17 protein-coding genes are annotated in these 16769 nt (G+C 75.3%); 9 read left to right on the top strand and 8 right to left on the bottom strand.

Features of this window, described 5'->3' with window-relative positions:
- Positions 1–130 precede the first annotated feature (130 nt).
- The 4 genes from ACYVI6_RS08310 to ACYVI6_RS08325 all read right to left on the bottom strand — a co-directional run bounded on the left by ACYVI6_RS08310 (position 131) and on the right by ACYVI6_RS08325 (position 4104).
- Positions 131–625 carry a putative immunity protein gene (locus tag ACYVI6_RS08310; RefSeq protein ID WP_460445921.1) on the bottom strand — a complete coding sequence of 165 codons (495 nt, stop codon included), beginning with the start codon at positions 623–625 and terminating at the stop codon, positions 131–133.
- 129 nt (positions 626–754) lie between these two features.
- Positions 755–2104: a cytochrome P450 gene (locus tag ACYVI6_RS08315; RefSeq protein WP_460445922.1), complete on the bottom strand. Its 1350-nt coding sequence runs from the start codon at positions 2102–2104 to the stop codon at positions 755–757.
- 50 nt (positions 2105–2154) lie between these two features.
- On the bottom strand, positions 2155–3252 hold the full coding sequence (locus ACYVI6_RS08320; RefSeq protein WP_460445923.1) for a terpene synthase family protein: 1098 nt from the start codon (positions 3250–3252) through the stop codon (positions 2155–2157).
- 84 nt (positions 3253–3336) lie between these two features.
- Positions 3337–4104, bottom strand: coding sequence for a metallophosphoesterase family protein (locus ACYVI6_RS08325; protein WP_460445924.1), 768 nt, complete (start codon positions 4102–4104; stop codon positions 3337–3339).
- Positions 4105–4195: 91 nt separating this feature from the next.
- On the opposite strand from ACYVI6_RS08325, the gene ACYVI6_RS08330 reads away from it, so the two are divergent.
- The 3 genes from ACYVI6_RS08330 (at position 4196) to ACYVI6_RS08340 (ending at position 6444) form a co-directional block, all read left to right on the top strand.
- Complete coding sequence (locus tag ACYVI6_RS08330; RefSeq protein WP_460445925.1) at positions 4196–5230, top strand: PHP domain-containing protein; 1035 nt, start codon at positions 4196–4198, stop codon at positions 5228–5230.
- Positions 5231–5249: 19 nt separating this feature from the next.
- Complete coding sequence (locus tag ACYVI6_RS08335) at positions 5250–5669, top strand: pilus assembly protein CpaE (RefSeq protein ID WP_460445926.1); 420 nt, start codon at positions 5250–5252, stop codon at positions 5667–5669.
- Positions 5670–5760: 91 nt separating this feature from the next.
- Positions 5761–6444: a hypothetical protein gene (locus ACYVI6_RS08340; RefSeq protein ID WP_460445927.1), complete on the top strand. Its 684-nt coding sequence runs from the start codon at positions 5761–5763 to the stop codon at positions 6442–6444.
- A 9-nt stretch (positions 6445–6453) separates the two neighbouring features.
- Here the strand turns inward: ACYVI6_RS08340 and ACYVI6_RS08345 are convergent, their stop codons facing one another.
- Together ACYVI6_RS08345 and ACYVI6_RS08350 are read right to left on the bottom strand one after the other, a co-directional pair.
- Positions 6454–6951 (bottom strand): AAA family ATPase, encoded by a 498-nt coding sequence (locus tag ACYVI6_RS08345; protein ID WP_460445928.1) that lies wholly within the window; start codon positions 6949–6951, stop codon positions 6454–6456.
- Positions 6948–8129: an NAD(P)/FAD-dependent oxidoreductase gene (locus tag ACYVI6_RS08350; RefSeq protein WP_460445929.1), complete on the bottom strand. Its 1182-nt coding sequence runs from the start codon at positions 8127–8129 to the stop codon at positions 6948–6950. Before ACYVI6_RS08350 ends, ACYVI6_RS08345 begins: the two co-directional genes overlap by 4 nt.
- Positions 8130–8166: 37 nt before the next feature.
- On the opposite strand from ACYVI6_RS08350, the gene ACYVI6_RS08355 reads away from it, so the two are divergent.
- The 6 genes from ACYVI6_RS08355 (at position 8167) to ACYVI6_RS08380 (ending at position 14083) form a co-directional block, all read left to right on the top strand.
- Entirely contained in the window at positions 8167–8655 is a 489-nt protein-coding gene (locus ACYVI6_RS08355; protein WP_460445930.1) for a GNAT family N-acetyltransferase, read from the top strand.
- Between the two features lie 79 nt (positions 8656–8734).
- Complete coding sequence (locus ACYVI6_RS08360; RefSeq protein ID WP_460445931.1) at positions 8735–9718, top strand: pirin family protein; 984 nt, start codon at positions 8735–8737, stop codon at positions 9716–9718.
- Positions 9719–9908: 190 nt separating this feature from the next.
- Complete coding sequence (locus tag ACYVI6_RS08365; protein ID WP_460445932.1) at positions 9909–11327, top strand: D-alanyl-D-alanine carboxypeptidase family protein; 1419 nt, start codon at positions 9909–9911, stop codon at positions 11325–11327.
- Positions 11328–11403: 76 nt separating this feature from the next.
- Positions 11404–12144, top strand: a complete 741-nt coding sequence (locus ACYVI6_RS08370; RefSeq protein WP_460445954.1) for a glycerophosphodiester phosphodiesterase — start codon at positions 11404–11406, stop codon at positions 12142–12144.
- Between the two features lie 70 nt (positions 12145–12214).
- Entirely contained in the window at positions 12215–13597 is a 1383-nt protein-coding gene (locus ACYVI6_RS08375) for an MFS transporter (protein WP_460445933.1), read from the top strand.
- Positions 13598–13729: 132 nt separating this feature from the next.
- Entirely contained in the window at positions 13730–14083 is a 354-nt protein-coding gene (locus tag ACYVI6_RS08380) for an RNA polymerase-binding protein RbpA (RefSeq protein ID WP_284290817.1), read from the top strand.
- A gap of 129 nt (positions 14084–14212) precedes the next feature.
- On the opposite strand, the gene ACYVI6_RS08385 is transcribed toward ACYVI6_RS08380, so the two are convergent.
- A complete protein-coding gene (locus ACYVI6_RS08385; protein WP_460445934.1) occupies positions 14213–14989 on the bottom strand; it encodes a polyprenol monophosphomannose synthase in 777 nt (258 codons plus the stop codon).
- Positions 14986–16653, bottom strand: a complete 1668-nt coding sequence (gene lnt / locus ACYVI6_RS08390; RefSeq protein WP_460445935.1) for an apolipoprotein N-acyltransferase — start codon at positions 16651–16653, stop codon at positions 14986–14988. The genes ACYVI6_RS08385 and lnt overlap by 4 nt, the downstream gene beginning before the upstream one ends.
- Between the last annotated feature and the right edge of the window lie 116 nt (positions 16654–16769).

The raw sequence follows: 16769 nt of genomic DNA on the forward strand, positions 1-16769 counted from the left end.
GGTTGCGATACGAGGACGCTAGGAAGGTCGCCTCCAGCCTCGCTCAACGCGCGATCAAGGGCACCCACGCGCGACTCGACGGGCAGACCCGGGCTCGCCGGACACGCTCGGACCGCCGTCCTGGCCCGGGTCAGTCGTCGAAGACGGACCAGCAGATCGCGCTGCGCCGGGCCTGGTCGTCGAGCACCAGCGCCCGCACCGGCTCCGGGAGCCGCTCGCGCTGCCGGTCGCGCTCGCGCCGGCCGGCCAGGGGATCGGACGGGCACGCCGCCCGAGCCGCCTTGACGGCATAGGCAGCAGCACCGAGGTCGTGCTCCGCCACGTGCGGGACGCACGCCGCCTGACCGGCGGCGTACGCGGCGAACCGGGCGGCGCCCCGCAGCAGGCGGGCCGCGCCCATCGCGTGCCCGCCGAGCGCACGGGACCGCATCATCTGCAGGTCGCCGGTGGCCCAGGCGCGTGCCGCCTCGACGGCGTCGCGCGGCCGGGTGTCCGACGGCTGATCCGTCTCGAACAGGTGCAGCACGTGCTCGGCACAGTCGGCGGCCCAGAGCGCGAGAAGCCGGTGGTTCGCGTCGGTGAGCTCTCCGCCGCGCCGGATCGTCACCAGCCTCGGGTCACGCACCGGGGGAGGATCACCCCGTCAGCCTGCCACCGCCCGGGAGCGCTCCGGTCGTGCTGTCCTCATGCAATCTGACATAATGTCGATTATCGGCGTTTGCTGACGTGCAGGCCCAGGGTCGACGCGCGCCGCTCAGCCGGTGACGACCGGTGCGCACTCCAGCGTGCGGTCGCTGAGCCGCATGCGGAGGCCGCGGGGTGCCAGCGACGCCTTGGCTGCCGGGCGCACCGAGCGCTCGTCGGCGACGGTGAGCCGCCAGCGGGACGCGATGTCGACGACGGTGAGCACGGCGAGCGACATGGCGAACCGCTCGCCGACGCACTTGCGGGCGCCCTCGCCGAACGGCACGAACGAACCGCGCGGCGGCTTGGTGTCCTCCCAGCGGTCGGGGTCGAACACGTCGGGCCGGTCGAACACGGACGGGTCGCGGTGCAGCAGGTACGGGCTGAAGGCGATGGTGGTGCCGGCCGGCAGGTGCTGGCCGCCGAGCTCGGCGTCCTCGGTGACCTCGCGGGTCAGCAGCCAGACCGGCGGGTACAGCCGCAGCGCCTCGGTGACGACGGCGTCGGCGAGGCCCAGGGCGTCGAGGTGCTCGTAGGTCACCTGCTCGCCGTCGAGCACCCGGTCGATCTCCTCGTGCAGGCGGGCCTCGATCTCGGGGTGCTGCGCGATGAGCAGCATGGTCCACGCGACGGCGCTGGCGACGGTCTCGGTGCCGGCCAGGAAGAAGCTGAAGACGTCGTCGACCATCTCGGCGTCGGTCGACGTGCGCGGGCCGGACGGGCCGTCGGTCGCCTCGAGCGCCGACAGCAGGTCGCCGAAGTCCGTGGTCGAGTCGTGTCGCGCGGCGATGATCTCCGTCACCGTGCGGCGGGCGCGGACACCGGCCGCGTCGTAGCGCCGCTGCAGCGGCAGGCGGGACAGCGCCGCCGGCATGAGCATCCGGCGGAACATCCCGGGCACCAGGACGTCGAAGTCCTCGACCACGTGCTCGGCCGCCTCGGGTGCGATCTCGCCACCGAGCACCGAGCGCACGGTGACCGCGTTGCTCATGGTCATCAGCTCGGCGGTGACGTCGAGCTCCTGCCCGTGCTGCCACCGGCTGGTCCCCCGCGCCAGCACCTCGGCGACGCCGCGGGAGTAGACGGCGACCCGCTCGGCGGTGAAGGCGGGCTGCACGGCCCGGCGCCGCTTGCGGTGGCCCTCGTGCGGGCAGGTCACCAGCCCGTTGCCCATCGACTCGCGAGCCCGGTCGTAGAGCGGACCGCCCTTGTCGAACACGCGGTCGTTCACCAGCATCGCGTGCACCAGCTCGTGGTCGCACACCAGCACGGCCTCGCGCGGCCCGATGCGGATGCGCGCCAGCGGTCCGGAGCGTGCGGCGCGGACGACGAACCCGAGCGGGTCGCGCAGCAGCTGCACCGCGTGGCCGAGCACGGGGGCGGAGCCCCGCACGAGGGGGATGCTGGACAGACCGGTCACGGGGGCTCCTCCCCCGGCCGCGCGGGCCGGGTGCGGTGGATGGCGCCGCGTCACGAGCGCGGCAGCAGGTCGGGGGTGAACGAGGGGGCGACGCCGTCCGGGAAGGCGTTCATGTGCTCGAGCCGGCTGCCGACCGCGAGGTAGAACCGCGGGACGTTGAGGGAGAACCCCCACCACCCGCGGCAGGCGCGCTCGACCGCGTCGGCGGACGCCGGACCGGTGAGCTGGGCCGCGACGGCCCGCGCCTCTGCCAGCAACCCCGGCAGCTCGCCCACGAGCGCCGCGACGTCGGCGGTCGCCTGCACCACGGCCTCGTCGCGGTCGAGCCCGCGGGCCCGCTGGATCACGGTGACGTAGTTGTTGGGGTCGCCGTTGTCGGTGTCGCGGTCGACGCCGAAGACGTCGTTCGTCATGGTGGTGAAGTCGCTGAGCGCGTCGGCCAGCCGCCGGCACGCGAAGGAGTAGCGGAACGCGTTGGGCACCTCGGCGTCCTCGCACGCCTCGACCAGGTCGTAGCAGACGTCGGTCGTGCTGGCCTCGCGACGCACCACCTTGAACTCCGCGAGCGACGAGGGCGCGGCCTCGCGGCGTCGCAGGTTCTCGACGCGCTGCGCGGAGAACGTGTGCTCGAGGTGGGTGACGAAGCGGTCCCACCAGGCGGGTGAGACCAGGGGGCGGGTGCGGGCGGCCAGCTCGGCGACCGCGGGCAGCAGCCCGGATCCCCCGGTGGTCGGCTGGGGACCGCCACGCAGCAGCGCGACGAGGTCGTCCTGCACCCGCAGGAACTGCTCGTCGCGCTGCTCGAACACCGCGGTGTCCTGGGCGTCGTCGAGCACGAACAGCAGCGTGAACCAGCGCGAGAACAGCGCCAGCCGGTCGAGCGGGGCGCTCACGCAGCCGCGGGCGAACAGCTCGGTGTAGCCGACCTCGTCGTAGGCGCGCAGCTGGTCGTCGCCCTCGATCAGCCCGGACGAGCGCGCCCACTCGCGGGTCAGCTCGTGCGCCAGCTCGGCGTCGGGGTTGATGTCGTCGGGCACGAGGTGCTCGGGCACGCCGAAGGCCCGCAGGCCGTCGACCCGCAGGTCCGCGAGGTGGGCCGCTCGCCGACTCTGCCGGCTGCTCGCGTCGTCGATCGTCGTGGTGGGCACAGACGTATGCCTCTCCGTGAGAGTTGTCTGCGCAAGACCCTATCGGGTGGTCAACTGTCGCACCAGGCGGTGGGTCGTGACCGTTCAGCGACCGTCGCGCGGCCCGAACACGGCCAGCGCCTCGACGTCGGACGACGGGTGCACGACGTAGGCGTCGAGCCACGCCTCGACGTCCGGCATCGTCGAGGTGGCCGCCGTCGTGCGGGCCAGCTCGGCGAGGTCGAGCCGGGTGCGGTGCAGGCTCACCGCGCCGTCGTGCAGCAGCGCCCAGTGCGCGCCCGGGCGACCGTAGGGCAGGCCGACGCTGCCGGGGTTGACGACGGTGCGCCCGGCGGCGAGACGCACGAACGGCATGTGGGTGTGGCCGCAGACGACCGTCTCGACCTCCGGCGGCAGCCCGTCGAGCACCTCCTGCCAGCGCTCGATCCGGCTGTCGACCAGCGCCACCTCCTGGTCGTCGCGGGGCGTGGCGTGGCACAGGTGCACCCGGCCGAACCCCTCGACGCCCAGCTCGACGTGCTCGGGCATCGCGTCGAGCAGGCGCTGGTGCTCGGGCCTCAGCTGCTGCGCGCCCCACACCGACACCGGGTCGTCGGCGAGCCCGACGTCCTCGCCGCGCGACATCTGCAGCACCTCGCGGTCGGCGTTGCCGCGCAGCAGCAGCAGGCGGTCGCCCTCGGCGGTCAGCCGCTGCAGCACCTCTGTCGGCTGCGGCCCCCACAGGTGGTCGCCGGTGACGACGACGAGCTCGGCGGCGCGCACCGCCGGCTCGGCGAGCACCCGCTCGAGCGGGTCCAGCACGGCGTGCACGTCGGACAGCACGGCGACGCTGCGCAGGGTCTGCTCGGGCACCCGGTCACCCTGCCGCGCCGCCCGTGCGGCAGGCAAGCGAGGCGCCCCGTCTCCGGCGGCGCCGTCGGACCCGTGCGCCATGATGTCGCGCGTGGACCCGCTGGCGGCGCTGCGGCGCATCTCGTTCCTGCTCGAGCGCACCCTCGAGTCGACCTACCGCGTGCAGGCGTTCCGCAACGCGGCCGCGGTGGTGGCCGGGACCCCGCCGGACGCGCTGGCCGCCCGGCACGCCGAGGGCACGCTGACCGACCTCAAGGGCATCGGCGACCGCACCGCCGGGGTGATCGCGGAGGCGATGGACGGCGCGGTGCCGGGCTACCTCGTCGAGCTCGAGGCGAAGGCCGGCCCGCTGGTCGAGCTCGACGACGCGGGCGAGGCGTTCGCGGGGCGGCTGCTGGGCGACCTGCACAGCCACTCCGACTGGAGCGACGGCGGCTCGCCGATCGAGGAGATGGCGATGACTGCCGTCGAGCTCGGGGAGTCCTACCTCGCGCTCACCGACCACTCCCCCCGCCTCAAGGTCGCCAACGGCCTCACCCCGTCGCGGCTGCGGCGGCAGCTCGAGGTGGTCGACGGCCTGGCCGGGCGGCTCGGCGACTTCCGGTTGCTGCGCGGCATCGAGTGCGACGTGAACGAGGACGGCTCGCTCGACCAGGAGCCCGAGCTGCTCGCCGAGCTCGACGTCGTGGTCGCCTCGGTGCACTCCAAGCTGCGCATGGACCGCGCGCCGATGACCCGCCGCATGCTGCGCGCGGTCGCCGACCCGCACACCGACGTGCTCGGCCACTGCACCGGCCGCTACGTGCAGGGCAACCGCCGCACCGGCAAGGAGCGCCCGCAGTCGCAGTTCGACGCCGAGGCGGTGTTCGCCGCCTGCGCCGAGCACCAGGTCGCCGTCGAGATCAACTGCCGGCCCGAGCGGCAGGACCCGCCGGACGACCTGCTGACGCTCGCCGTCGAGGCGGGGTGCCTGTTCAGCATCGACACCGACGCGCACGCGCCCGGCCAGCTCGACTGGCGCGAGTACGGCGTGGAGCGGGCGGTGCGCTGCGGCGTCGACCCCGACCGGGTGGTCACCACGTGGGACGTCGACCGGTTGCTGGCGTGGACGAGCCGCAACGCGTGAGCAGCGGCAGACTGGCCCGGTGATCGACCTCGAGCTGGCCCGTTGGCTGCGGCTGGCCGGCGTGCCGTGGACGCCGACCCGCGGGGACCGGTTCGTCGTGCCCGACCGCGGCATGGACGCCGACGTGTTCGTCGTCAGCGACATGACGATCGAGGTGCACAGCGGCCCCGGCGGCACGTTCATGGGCTTCAACGGCACCACGGAGTGGGCGCTCGACAGCGTCGACACCGACGACGTGGTGTGGCTCCCGCGCGAGGACCAGCTGCGCAGGCTGCTCGGTGCGGCGTTCGTCCGGCTGGCGATGGACGGCGCCGGCGCGGTGGTCACGGCCGACGTCGCGGGCGAGCGGCGCGACTTCGCCGACCCCGACGTCGAGTCGGCCTACGCCCGGGCGCTGCTGGCGCTGCTGGCGCTGCGTCAGGCGGCCCGTCCCGCCTGACGCCGTGGCCGCGGGCTGAACGCCTCCGGCGCCGCCGGCGTGCTCCCTGGAGCGGGGCCACCACGGCCGCCGCCCGTCCCGCGGAGGCAGCATGACCTCGCCCGACCTGCTCGGCCCCGACACCGCTCCCCCGGGCCGCGACCCGGAGCCGGTGCCCCCGGGGTCCGGTCTGCACCCGCTGCTCCGCCGCCTGGCGACGGCGGCGTGCGGTGTGGGCGCCGTCTGCGGGGCGCTGACCGCCGCGGTGGTGGCCGCGATCACCGCGAACCCGCTGACCTCGTCGGCCCGCACGACGTTGGTCGTGGCGCCGCTCGTGCTGGTGGCGATCATCGGCTGGCAGCTGGTCCACGTCACCGGCCGACTCCGGTGGCGTCCCGACCGGGGGATGCTGATCGGCAGCGCCGTGGGCCCGGTCACCGCCGTCGTGCTCGCACAGACCTGGGACGACCTGCCCAGCTCGGGCGACGACCTCCCACACACCGTCGGGACGGCGCTGCTCGTGCTGGTGCCGGGCGCCCTGTCGGGGCTGCTCCTGGCCGGGGTGCTGCTGCTGGTGGCGGTGCCCGCCGTCCGGCTGCTGCGCGCGAGCGACCGCAGCAGCTCGTCGGCCGAGCAGCTGCTGCTGATCGGCCTGACGCTGGTCGTCGCCGGCGTGGCCACCGTGCTGGCCACCGGAGCGTGGGACGCGGTGCGGGCTGCACCGATCGCCACGGCGATGGCGGTGTCCGGCGCCGCGGCGACCGCCCGGTGGGCGCTGGCCGCGCCCCGCGCCTGAAGGGGGTCGCTACGCCGGCAGCGCGCGCACGATCGACTGCAGGTCGTCGACGACGTCGGCCAGCGGCCGGGTGGTGTCGAGCTCGTGCGTGGCGACGCGCCGCAGCAGCGGCTCGACCGTCACGAGGTCGGAGGCGATCCGGGACCGGTCGTCCGCCGAGCGGCCGAAGTCGTTCGTCGTGCGGGTGGTGACCCGGGCGAGCAGGACGTCGAGCGGTGCGCTGAGCAGCACGACCGCCTGGAAGCGGTCGAGGAACACCCCCAGGTTCGACGGCGCCCCCGACACCAGCAGCGGCTCGGCGCCGGCACCGTCGAGCAGCGCGGCCACCCGGTCCTCGCGCCACACCCGCTCGGGGCCGTAGGCGGGATCGAGCAGGCGCAGCTCGCCCCAGCCGGGCTCGTCGGTGTCGACCGTCCGCAGCCCGCGCGCGGCGAGGACCGCGAGCACGCTCGACTTTCCGGTGCCGGACATGCCGGTCAGCAGCACCCGTCGCGCCACGACGCTCATCCGGGAAGCGGTGCGCCGTCGCGCACCAGCGCCTCGCCGCGCTCGTACTCGTCGTCGGCGGCGTGCGTCACCACGCCGACGGTGCGACCTGCCCGGCCGTACCAGGCGGCGAAGGCGTCACCGCCGTGTCCCACGAAGCGGATCTCGTCGTGTCCGTCGCCCCAGGCGTGCTGCTGCAGCACGCGCTCGCCGATCTCGGACCAGAACCCGGGCACTGCGTCCCAGGTCGACGTGCCGCCCGCCGCCGTGCTGCCGGCGACCTCGCCCATGCCCTCGGCGTCGCCCCAGTGCTCGACCGACAGGTGCCGCCCGGCAGCGGTGTTCAGCGCGTGCGCGACGTCCCCCGCGGCCAGCAGGTGCGGCAGGGAGGTGCGCATCGACGCGTCGGTGACCACCCGGTGGCCGTGCATCGCGGCACCGGCCATCGCGGCCAGCTCGCCGCGCTGCGCCACCCCGGTCGCCGCCAGCACGACGTCGCCCTCGACCGCGGTGCCGTCGTCGAGCTGCACCCGGCTGCCGGCGTCGCCGTGCTCGATCGCCGAGACGCCGGCGCCGCCGCGGACGTCGACGCCCGCCTCGCGCAGCCACCCGAGCAGGCGGCCGCCCACCTCGTCGCCCAGGCGCGCGGCCTGGGGCACGTCCTCGCGCCCGACCACGGTGACCCGCAGCCCGCGCAGGGCCAGCGAGACGGCTGCCTCGCACCCGATGAGGCCCGAGCCGATCACCGCGGCGGAGCCGGCGCCGGCGACGGCGTCGCGCAGCGCTCGCCCGTCGTGCGCCGACCGCAGGTACCGGGTGCGGACCCGGTCGCCACCGGGCACCGGCAGCCGCACCGGCTCCGAACCCGTCGCCAGCAGCGCCGTGCCGTAGCGGACGGTGGCGTCGGCCGTGCGGGCGAGGCGCTGCGCCGCGTCGAGCGCGTCGACCCGGGTGCGCAGCCGCAGGTCCAGGTGCAGGTCGGTCGCGTACGCCGTCGCGGGGGCCGTCAGCAGATCGCCCTCGTCGGTCTCGCCGCGCAGGAAGTCCTTCGACAGCGGCGGACGGTCGTAGGGCGGCCGGTCGTCGTCGGTGACCAGCGCGACGACGCCGTCAGGACGGGCCGCGCGGAAGGCCCCCAGCGCGGCCACCGCGGCCGGACCGCTGCCGATGACGAGCAGGTCGACGTCGAGGTCCGCCATGCCGCAGACGCTATGCCGCGCGCGGGAGGATGGCCCGGTGACCGACGCGAACGAGCACCTGGCTCCCCCGCCCGCGAGCGTCCTGGTGGTGCGGCCGGCGACCCGCGCCGACCTGCCCGAGGTGCTGCGGCTGCTGCGCGACGACGTGCTGCGCCGCGAGCCGGACGGCGACGTCGGGCCGCAGCACCTGGCCGCGTTCGACGCGATCGAGGCCGACCCCGACGACCTGCTGGTGGTGGGCGAGCTCGACGGGCGGGTGGTCGCGACGGCGCAGCTGACCCTGCTGCACGGCCTGTCGCGGGGCGCCCGGCCGCGGCTGCAGGTCGAGGCGGTGCGGGTCGACTCGACGCTGCGCGGTGCCGGCCTCGGCGCTCGGCTCATGGCGTGGGTCGAGCAGCACGCCCGCGACCGCGGCGCCGGCCTGGTGCAGCTGACGAGCGATCGGAGCCGCACCGGCGCGCACCGCTTCTACGAGCGGCTGGGGTACGCGCCGAGCCACCTGGGGTTCAAGCTGCTGCTCGACTGACCCGTTCGGGGGAACAACGGCTGGACGCGGCGGGTTCTCGGCTGCGATAGTTGAAATCCTAATCACCTCGGAGGTCGTCGTGCCCGCCATCACCGTCCCGGACCTGACCGTGCTGCCCCGCGTGCCGCTGCCCGACCCCGAGCGCAGCACCGAGCGCCCCGTGCGCGGCGTCACCAGCGCGCCCAGCGGCTACGAGGGCGAGGGGTTCCCGGTGCGCCGGGCGTTCGCCGGCGTCGACCTCGCCGACCTCGACCCCTTCATCCACATGGACCAGATGGGCGAGGTCGAGTACGCACCGGGTGAGCCCAAGGGCACGCCGTGGCACCCGCACCGCGGCTTCGAGACGGTGACCTACCTGCTCGACGGGATCTTCGACCACCACGACTCGCACGGCGGCGGCGGCACGATCAGCGACGGCGACACGCAGTGGATGACGGCCGGGTCGGGCCTGCTGCACATCGAGGCGCCGCCGGAGAGCCTCGTGGTGAGCGGCGGCCTGTTCCACGGCGTCCAGCTCTGGGTGAACCTGCCGAGGGCCAGCAAGTGGGCGACGCCGCGCTACCAGGACCTGCGCGGCAGCCAGGTCGCGCTGCTCACCAGCGACGACGGCGCCTCGCTGGTGCGGGTCATCGCCGGCGAGGTCGCGGGGCACGCCGGGCCGGGCAGCACGCACACCCCCATCACGATGGTGCACGCCAGCGTCGCGCCGGGTGCACGGCTCGAGCTGCCCTGGCGGCCCGACTTCAACGCGCTGGTGTACGTGCTCGCCGGCAACGGCTCGGTCGGCAGCGACCGGCGTCCGGTGCGCAAGGGGCAGCTCGCGGTGCTCGGCGCCGGCGGCCACCTCCGGGTCGACGCCGCGACGTCGCAGCCGCAGGCCGAGCCCGAGCTCGAGGTGCTCGTGCTGGGCGGTCTGCCCATCCGCGAGCCCGTCGCCTGGGCCGGCCCGTTCGTCATGAACACCCGCGCCGAGGTGATGCAGGCGTTCGAGGACTTCCAGGCCGGCAGGCTGGGCACCATCCCGTCGGTGCACGGCGCGCCGACGACCCTCACCGAGGGGTGAACGGCCCCGCGGGTGACCGCGGGTGACGGATCGACGACGGCCCGACGTCGGTCATCTGGCGGTTGCCCGTGAGTCCGGCTCGAGCGCTGCGAGCAGGGCGGATCCGGGGTTACGGTGCAGGTCGAACGTGCCGATGGGTCCTGTGATGCCCTCGCACCGACCTGCCGCGACGACCGACCAGATGAGACCCGTGACCCTGCCGCTCCACCGCCACCGCCTCGCCGCGGTGGGTGCCGCCCTCGCGGGATCGCTCGCGCTCGGCCTGCTGTCGGCCGGCCCCGCGGCGGCGAGCACCACGGCCGGGCCGACGTCGCAGGCGACGGCGGGGCCGACCGCGACGGGCACGGCGACGCCGAGCGCCACGCCGTCCGCCACCGGCTCCCCGACGTCGACCGCCCCGACCGCGACCGCGACGGCGCCGACGGCGTCGCCCACGGCTTCGCCGACCTCGAGCCCGGCCACGACGACCTGCGGGCCGTCGCCGACGGCCACCCCCGCTCCCCCGCCGGTCGACGAGGACGGGCCGCTGAGCCGCGAGGAGGTCGCGGCGCAGCTGGCGCAGGCCGCCGCCCTGCAGGCGCAGCTGGCCGCCACCGACGCCAGCCTGGCTGCGGCCACGCAGCAGCTCGGCGAGCTCGGGCGCGAGGTGGCCGCAGCGATGCAGGCCGAGACCGAGGCCGAGCAGGAGGAGCAGACGGCGCGCACGGAGCGGGCCCAGCAGCTGGCCCTGCTGGCGAACCTGCGCGGCCGGCTGTCGAACCAGCGCGACGAGCTCGGCGCGTGGGCCCGTGACGCCTACGCGACGGGCGGCCCGATGGCGACGTACGAGCGGTGGCTCGACACCGTCGAGCACTCCGGCAGCACGACGCAGATGGGGCACGACCTGGCGCTGCTGCAGCAGGTCGGGGTCATCGACGCGCGGCGGGTGCAGGAGCTGACCGCCCTGGCCACGCTGCAGCAGGTGACGGCCTCGCGGGCCGAGTCGGCCGCCACGCGGGCGGTCGCTGCACGCACCCGGGCCGCCGCGGCCGCGAAGCAGGCCAAGAAGCTGCTGGCGCAGCAGAAGCTGGCGATCGCCGAGCTCGAGGTGCAGCAGGCCAGCGTGCTCGGCGGCGACCTGAGCGCGCAGCAGCAGGAGCGCCTGAAGGCCGCCGTCGCGCTGGTGCAGGCCTCCGGTGGCACGACCGGTGCGTGCGCCGGGCTGGACGTGTCGCGGTTCCCGAACGGCTCCATCCCGACCGCGGCCCTGTGCCCGCTGTGGGGTGCGCCGGGCCACCGGCTGCGGGCCGACGCGGCGGCGGCGTTCGAGCGGCTGTCGAAGGCCTACGCGAAGCAGTTCGGCACGCCGGTCTGCGTCACCGACTCGTACCGCACGCTCGCCGAGCAGGTGCGGCTGGCGGCGGTCAAGCCCCGGCTGGCGGCCCGGCCCGGCACCAGCAACCACGGCTGGGGCACCGCGACCGACCTGTGCGGTGGCATCCAGTCGTTCGGCACGGCGCAGCACGCCTGGATGCTCGGTCACGCGCCGCTCTACGGCTTCTTCCTGCCGAGCTGGGCCGGCCCGACCGGGTCGAAGCCCGAGCCGTGGCACTGGGAGTTCGCGGGCTGACCGCCGCGTCGTGCTCCCGCCCGGTGGATAGGGTCCGCGCGTGCACCCCTACCTCGACGTCGGCGGCCCGATCGGCATGGCCCACCGCGGGTTCTCGCGCGACGGGCTCGAGAACACGATGACCGCGTTCGCGGCAGCCGTCGCCCTCGGCCTGACGCACGTCGAGACCGACGTGCACGCCACCCGCGACGGGCGGCTGGTCGCCTTCCACGACCACCGACTCGACCGGGTCACGGACCGCACCGGTGCCATCGCCGACCTCGACTGGGCGCAGGTGCGGGCGGCTCGCGTCGGTGCCGACGAGCGGGTGCCGCTGCTGGAGGACGTGCTGGGCACCTGGCCGCACCTGCGGGTGAACGTCGACGTCAAGGACGACCCGGCGGTGCAGCCCGTCGCCGACGTCGTGCGGCGCACCGGTGCGCTGCGCCGGGTCTGCATCACCTCGTTCGACGACCGACGCACGGCGGCCGTGCGCTCGCTGCTCGGCCCGGGGCTCGCGACGTCCGCCGGACGCGCCGGGGTGGTGCGCTGGCGGCTCGGGTCGGCGCTGCCCGGCCCGCTCGGGGTGGCTGCCGCCCGGCCCGCCGACCGGTCCGCGGTCGCCGTCCAGGTGCCGCTGCGGTCGGGTGCCCTGCGGGTCGTCACGTCGCGCAGCGTCGAGGTGGCGCACCGCCTCGGTCTGCAGGTGCACGTGTGGACGGTGGACGACGCACCGACCATGCGCCGGCTGCTCGACCTCGGCGTCGACGGCCTGATCAGCGACCGCGCCGACACGCTGGTGCAGGTGCTGCGCGAGCGCGCGGACGGGCGGGCATGATCAGCCCGGCACGACCGGGCCGCCGCGCGCACCACCGCGACGCGCCGACCCGGCACGAGCGGAGGACGGCGTGAGCGAGGCACCCGCGACGACGGCGGAGGGGGCCGAGCCGGCCGCCCGGCGGCGCGAGCAGCGCGCCTGGTACTTCTACGACTGGGCCAACAGCGCGTACGTGACGACGGTGGCCACGGTGCTGCTGGGCCCGTACCTCACCTCCGTCGCGAACCGCGCGGCCTGCCCCGGCGTCGACGCGGACGACTGCACCCGCGACCTGCACGTGCTGGGCCTGCCGATCAGCCCCGGCTCGCTGTTCTTCTACACGACGACGTTCGCCACGATCCTGTCGGCGCTGGTGCTGCCCGTGGTGGGTGCGGCGGCCGACCGGTCGGGCCGCAAGCGGGTGCTGCTGGGCGCCTTCGCCTGGGCGGGTGCCGCGGCGACCTGCCTGCTGTGGTTCCTCGACGGCACCGCGTGGGGCCTCGGCGTCGCCGTCGTGGTGGTGGCGGCGCTGTGCCTGGGCAGCTCGCTCGTGGTCTACGACGCGCTGCTCATCGAGATCGCGACGCCCGAGGAGCGCGACCGGGTCTCCAGCCGCGGCTGGGCGCTCGGGTACCTCGGCGGGTTCCTGCTGCTGGCGGTGAACCTGGCGGTGGTGACGCTGCACGACTCCCTGGGCCTGACCCAGTCGCAGGCGGTGCGGCTCAGCCTGCTGAGCGCCGGCGTCTGGTGGGGCGCCTTCACCCTGGTGCCGGTGCTCGGGCTGCGCGACCGGCCACCGGTGAACCTCGTCGCGACGTCGGGCCCGGCCGTGCGCGAGGCGTTCGTGCAGCTGCGGGTCACCCTGCGCGAGCTTCGCGGCTACCCGCAGGCGTTCCGGTTCCTGCTCGCCTACCTGTTCTTCAACGACGGCATCCAGACCGTCATCACGTCGTCCAGCGTCTACGGCAGCGAGCAGCTCGACCTCGGCACCACCCAGCTCATCGTCACGATCCTGCTGGTGCAGGCCGTGGCGTTCGGCGGTGCGCTGGTGTTCGGCCGGCTGGCCGCGCGGTACGGCGCCCGCGACGTCGTGCTGGGCGGGCTCGCGCTGTGGCTGGTGGTCATCGTCATCGGGTTCTTCCTGCCGGCCCGGCAGTTCGCCCTGTGGCTCGCGCTGGCGGTGCTCATCGGCGTCGTGCTCGGGGGCACCCAGGCGCTGTCGCGGTCGATGTTCAGCCACCTCGTGCCCCGGGGCCGCGAGGCGGAGTTCTTCTCGCTGTACCAGGCCTGCGAGCGCGGCACGAGCTGGTTCGGCACGCTGGTGTTCGGGCTCGTGCACCAGCTCACCGACAGCTACCGACCGGCCATCCTGGCGCTGGTGGTGTTCTTCGTGGTCGGCGGGCTGCTGCTGCGCACGGTCGACGTGCGCGCCGGCACCGAGCAGGCCGGCAACCGGGCACCCGAGCTGCTGTAGCCGCCCCCCCGGCCCGACGTGAGGTGCCTCACCCTGCACACCTTCTGCACACCCGGGCGGAACAGGAGGCATCCACCCACGCGTTGGATCCGAAGACGGACGTGCTAGGGCCGTCGAAAGGGAGTGGACACCATGGCTGACAAGAGCCTGCGCGGCACCCGACTGGGTGGACAGAGCCTCGAGAACGAGGAAGGCGTCGAGCCCGCGGCGCGCACGATCGCGGAGTACCACTGCCCGCGGGGTCACGTGACGCGGATCCCGTTCTCGGTCGAGGCCGAGGTGCCGGCGCTGTGGGAGTGCAAGTGCGGCGAGGAGGCCCTCCTCGTCGACGGCGAGCGTCCCGAGGTGAAGCCGTCGAAGCCGGCGCGCACGCACTGGGACATGCTGCTCGAGCGGCGTTCCATCGCCGACCTCGAGGTGCTGCTCGACGAGCGGCTGGCCCTGCTGCGGGCCAAGACCCCCACCGGTCACCGGCGCAGCGCCTGACCCCCCTCGGGCCACGCCGGTCGGTCTCCGGGCGACCTCCCCCCTCCAGCCCGGGACCGGCGAGCCGGTCGCACCTCGCGGTGCGACCGGCTCTCGCCGTCTCCGGGGGGTGTGCGCGGTCGGCCGGGGTCAGCCCTGGCGGCTGGGCGCGCCGTCGGCCGCCCGACCGCGCAGCGAGCGCAGCTGCTCGACGCGGTGCTGCACGCCCCACGCGGTGACCCGGGTCAGCGCCTCGCGCACGATCCCGCCGCCCATCTTGCTCTGCCCGCGCTCGCGCTCGACGAACGTGATGGGCACCTCCACCAGCAGCAGGCCGCGCTGCACGGCCCGCCAGGCGAGGTCGATCTGGAAGCAGTACCCCTGCGAGGCGACGTCGGCCAGGTCGAGCGCACGCAGCGCCGACGCCCGGAACGCGCGGTACCCACCCGTCATGTCGTGGACGCCGACGCCCAGCGCGAGCCGCGCGTACGTCGTGCCGCCGCGCGAGATCAGCTTGCGGTGCGCCGGCCAGTTCTCGACCCGGCCGCCCGGCACCCAGCGCGAGCCCAGGACGACGTCGGCGCCGGCCGCCAGGGCCTGCAGGAGCCGGGGCAGCTGCTCCGGCTGGTGCGAGCCGTCGGCGTCCATCTCGACCAGCACGTCGTAGCCGCGCTCGAGGCCCCACGCGAACCCGGCCAGGTAGGCAGCGCCGAGCCCCTGCTTGCCGGGGCGGTGCAGCACCTGCACGTGCGGGTCGGCCGCCGCGAGCCGGTCGGCGATCTCACCGGTGCCGTCGGGCGAGGCGTCGTCGGCGACCAGCACGTCGACGTCGGGGTTCGCGGCGCGCAACCGGCCGATCACCAGCTCGAGGTTCTCGCGCTCGTCGTAGGTGGGCACCACGACCAGGACGCGGCCGGCCTCGGTCACTGCGCCTCCGTCAACACCGGGGCCGCGGGCTGCTCCGCGACCGTGCCCGAGGACCCTACCGGGGCCTGCCGAGCCCCCCGCCGGCCCACCAGCGCGATGGCCAGCGCACCCAGCAGGCCGAGGGCCGCGAGCGCCGCCTCGCCCCACGCGCCCACCCGGTCGGCGAGCGTGGTGCTGGTGCGCAGCGGCAGCGTGGCCTCGAGCACCGCCTGCGTGAACAGCCCGGCCCGCTCGAGCACCCGACCGTCCGGGGCGATCATCGCGCTGACGCCCACCGTCGACACGTGCGCCACGGCGCGGCCGTGCTCGACCGCGCGCAGCCGCGACATCGCCAGCTGCTGCACCGACTCGTCGGTGAACCCGAACGTCGCGTTGTTGGTCTGCACGACGAGCAGGTCGGCGCCGGCGTCGACGGTGTCGCGCATCAGCCCGTCGTAGGCGACCTCGAAGCAGATGCCGATGCCGACCCGCGCCGGGCCGAGCTGCTGGGTGCCGACCGCGTGGCCGGCGACGTAGTCCTGGGTGACCAGGTCGACCTGCTTGCTGAACGTGCGGAAGAACGAGCGGTAGGGGATGTACTCGCCGAACGGCACCGGGTGCCGCTTGCTGTAGAGCGCGCCCGGGCCGGTGCCCGGCGTCCAGACGATGGAGGCGTTCGTCAGCCGGCCGACCGGACGGCGCAGCGCGGCCCCCACGAGGGTGGGGACGCCGATCGCGTCGACGGCCGAGTCGATGACCTGCCGTGCGTCGGCCTGCTGGTAGGGGTCGATGTCGCTGGAGTTCTCCGGCCAGATCACGACGTCGGGCTGCTCGGCGGTGCCGGCGGCGACCCGCTGTGCGAGGTCGAGGGTGCCGCGGGCGTGGTTGTCGAGCACCGCGCGCCGCTCGGCGTTGAACTCGAGCCCGGCCTCCGGCACGTCGCCCTGCACGCCGGCCACCCGGATGCTGCGCCCGCCGGCGTCCGCACGGGTTGGCAGCGGCACGAGCAGACCGGCGGCGACCACCGCGTCGGCCGCCAGCACCGAGCCCGCGAGCGCCGCGCCCCGGGTGCCGAGCCGCAGCCGGGGCGAGCCGGAGGGCAGGCCCCTGCCGAGCACGCGGAGCAGGCCGACGGCGAGCGCTCCCCCGGCGGTGGCGACGGCGAAGGTGATCAGCGGGGCGCCGCCGAGGGCGGCCAGCCGCAGCAGCGGCGAGTCCTCCTGCGAGAACGCCAGCCGGCCCCACGGGAAGCCGCCGAACGGCGTCCGGTCGCGCAGCGCCTCCTGCGCCACCCACAGGCCGCCGACCACCGGGGGCAGCGCGACGGCGCGCCAGCCGGCCGTGCCGCGACGGGTGGCGACGGCGAGCACCGCGCCGAGCAGGGCGACGTAGAGCGCCTCGAGCACCGACAGCGCCGCCCAGGGCAGCGCGCCGACGTAGACGCCGGCCCAGTGCAGCATGGGCAGGAACGAGGTGAGGCCGAGCACCAGCCCGAGCAGGGCGCCGGCCCGCCACCCGCGGCCGACGACCGCGACGGTGCCGAGGGCGACGCCGACGGGTGCGAGCGGCCACCAGCCGGTGCCCGGGAAGGCCAGCTGCAGCAGCAACCCGCCGACGGCGGCGAGCACCAGGGCGAGGGGCAGCGGGAGGGGTCGCACCGCGCGCGGCGGGCGGGGTGTCTGCACCGGCGAACGATACCCGAGGCGGCTGCGCGCCCTGCTCGCTCGTGCGGTGCGTCGGCCGTCTCCCGGGGAGGGTGGTAGGGGCGGATCCTGCCGCGGTTGGGACCACCTGCGTCGCG

This window comes from Angustibacter aerolatus, assembly GCF_054776675.1.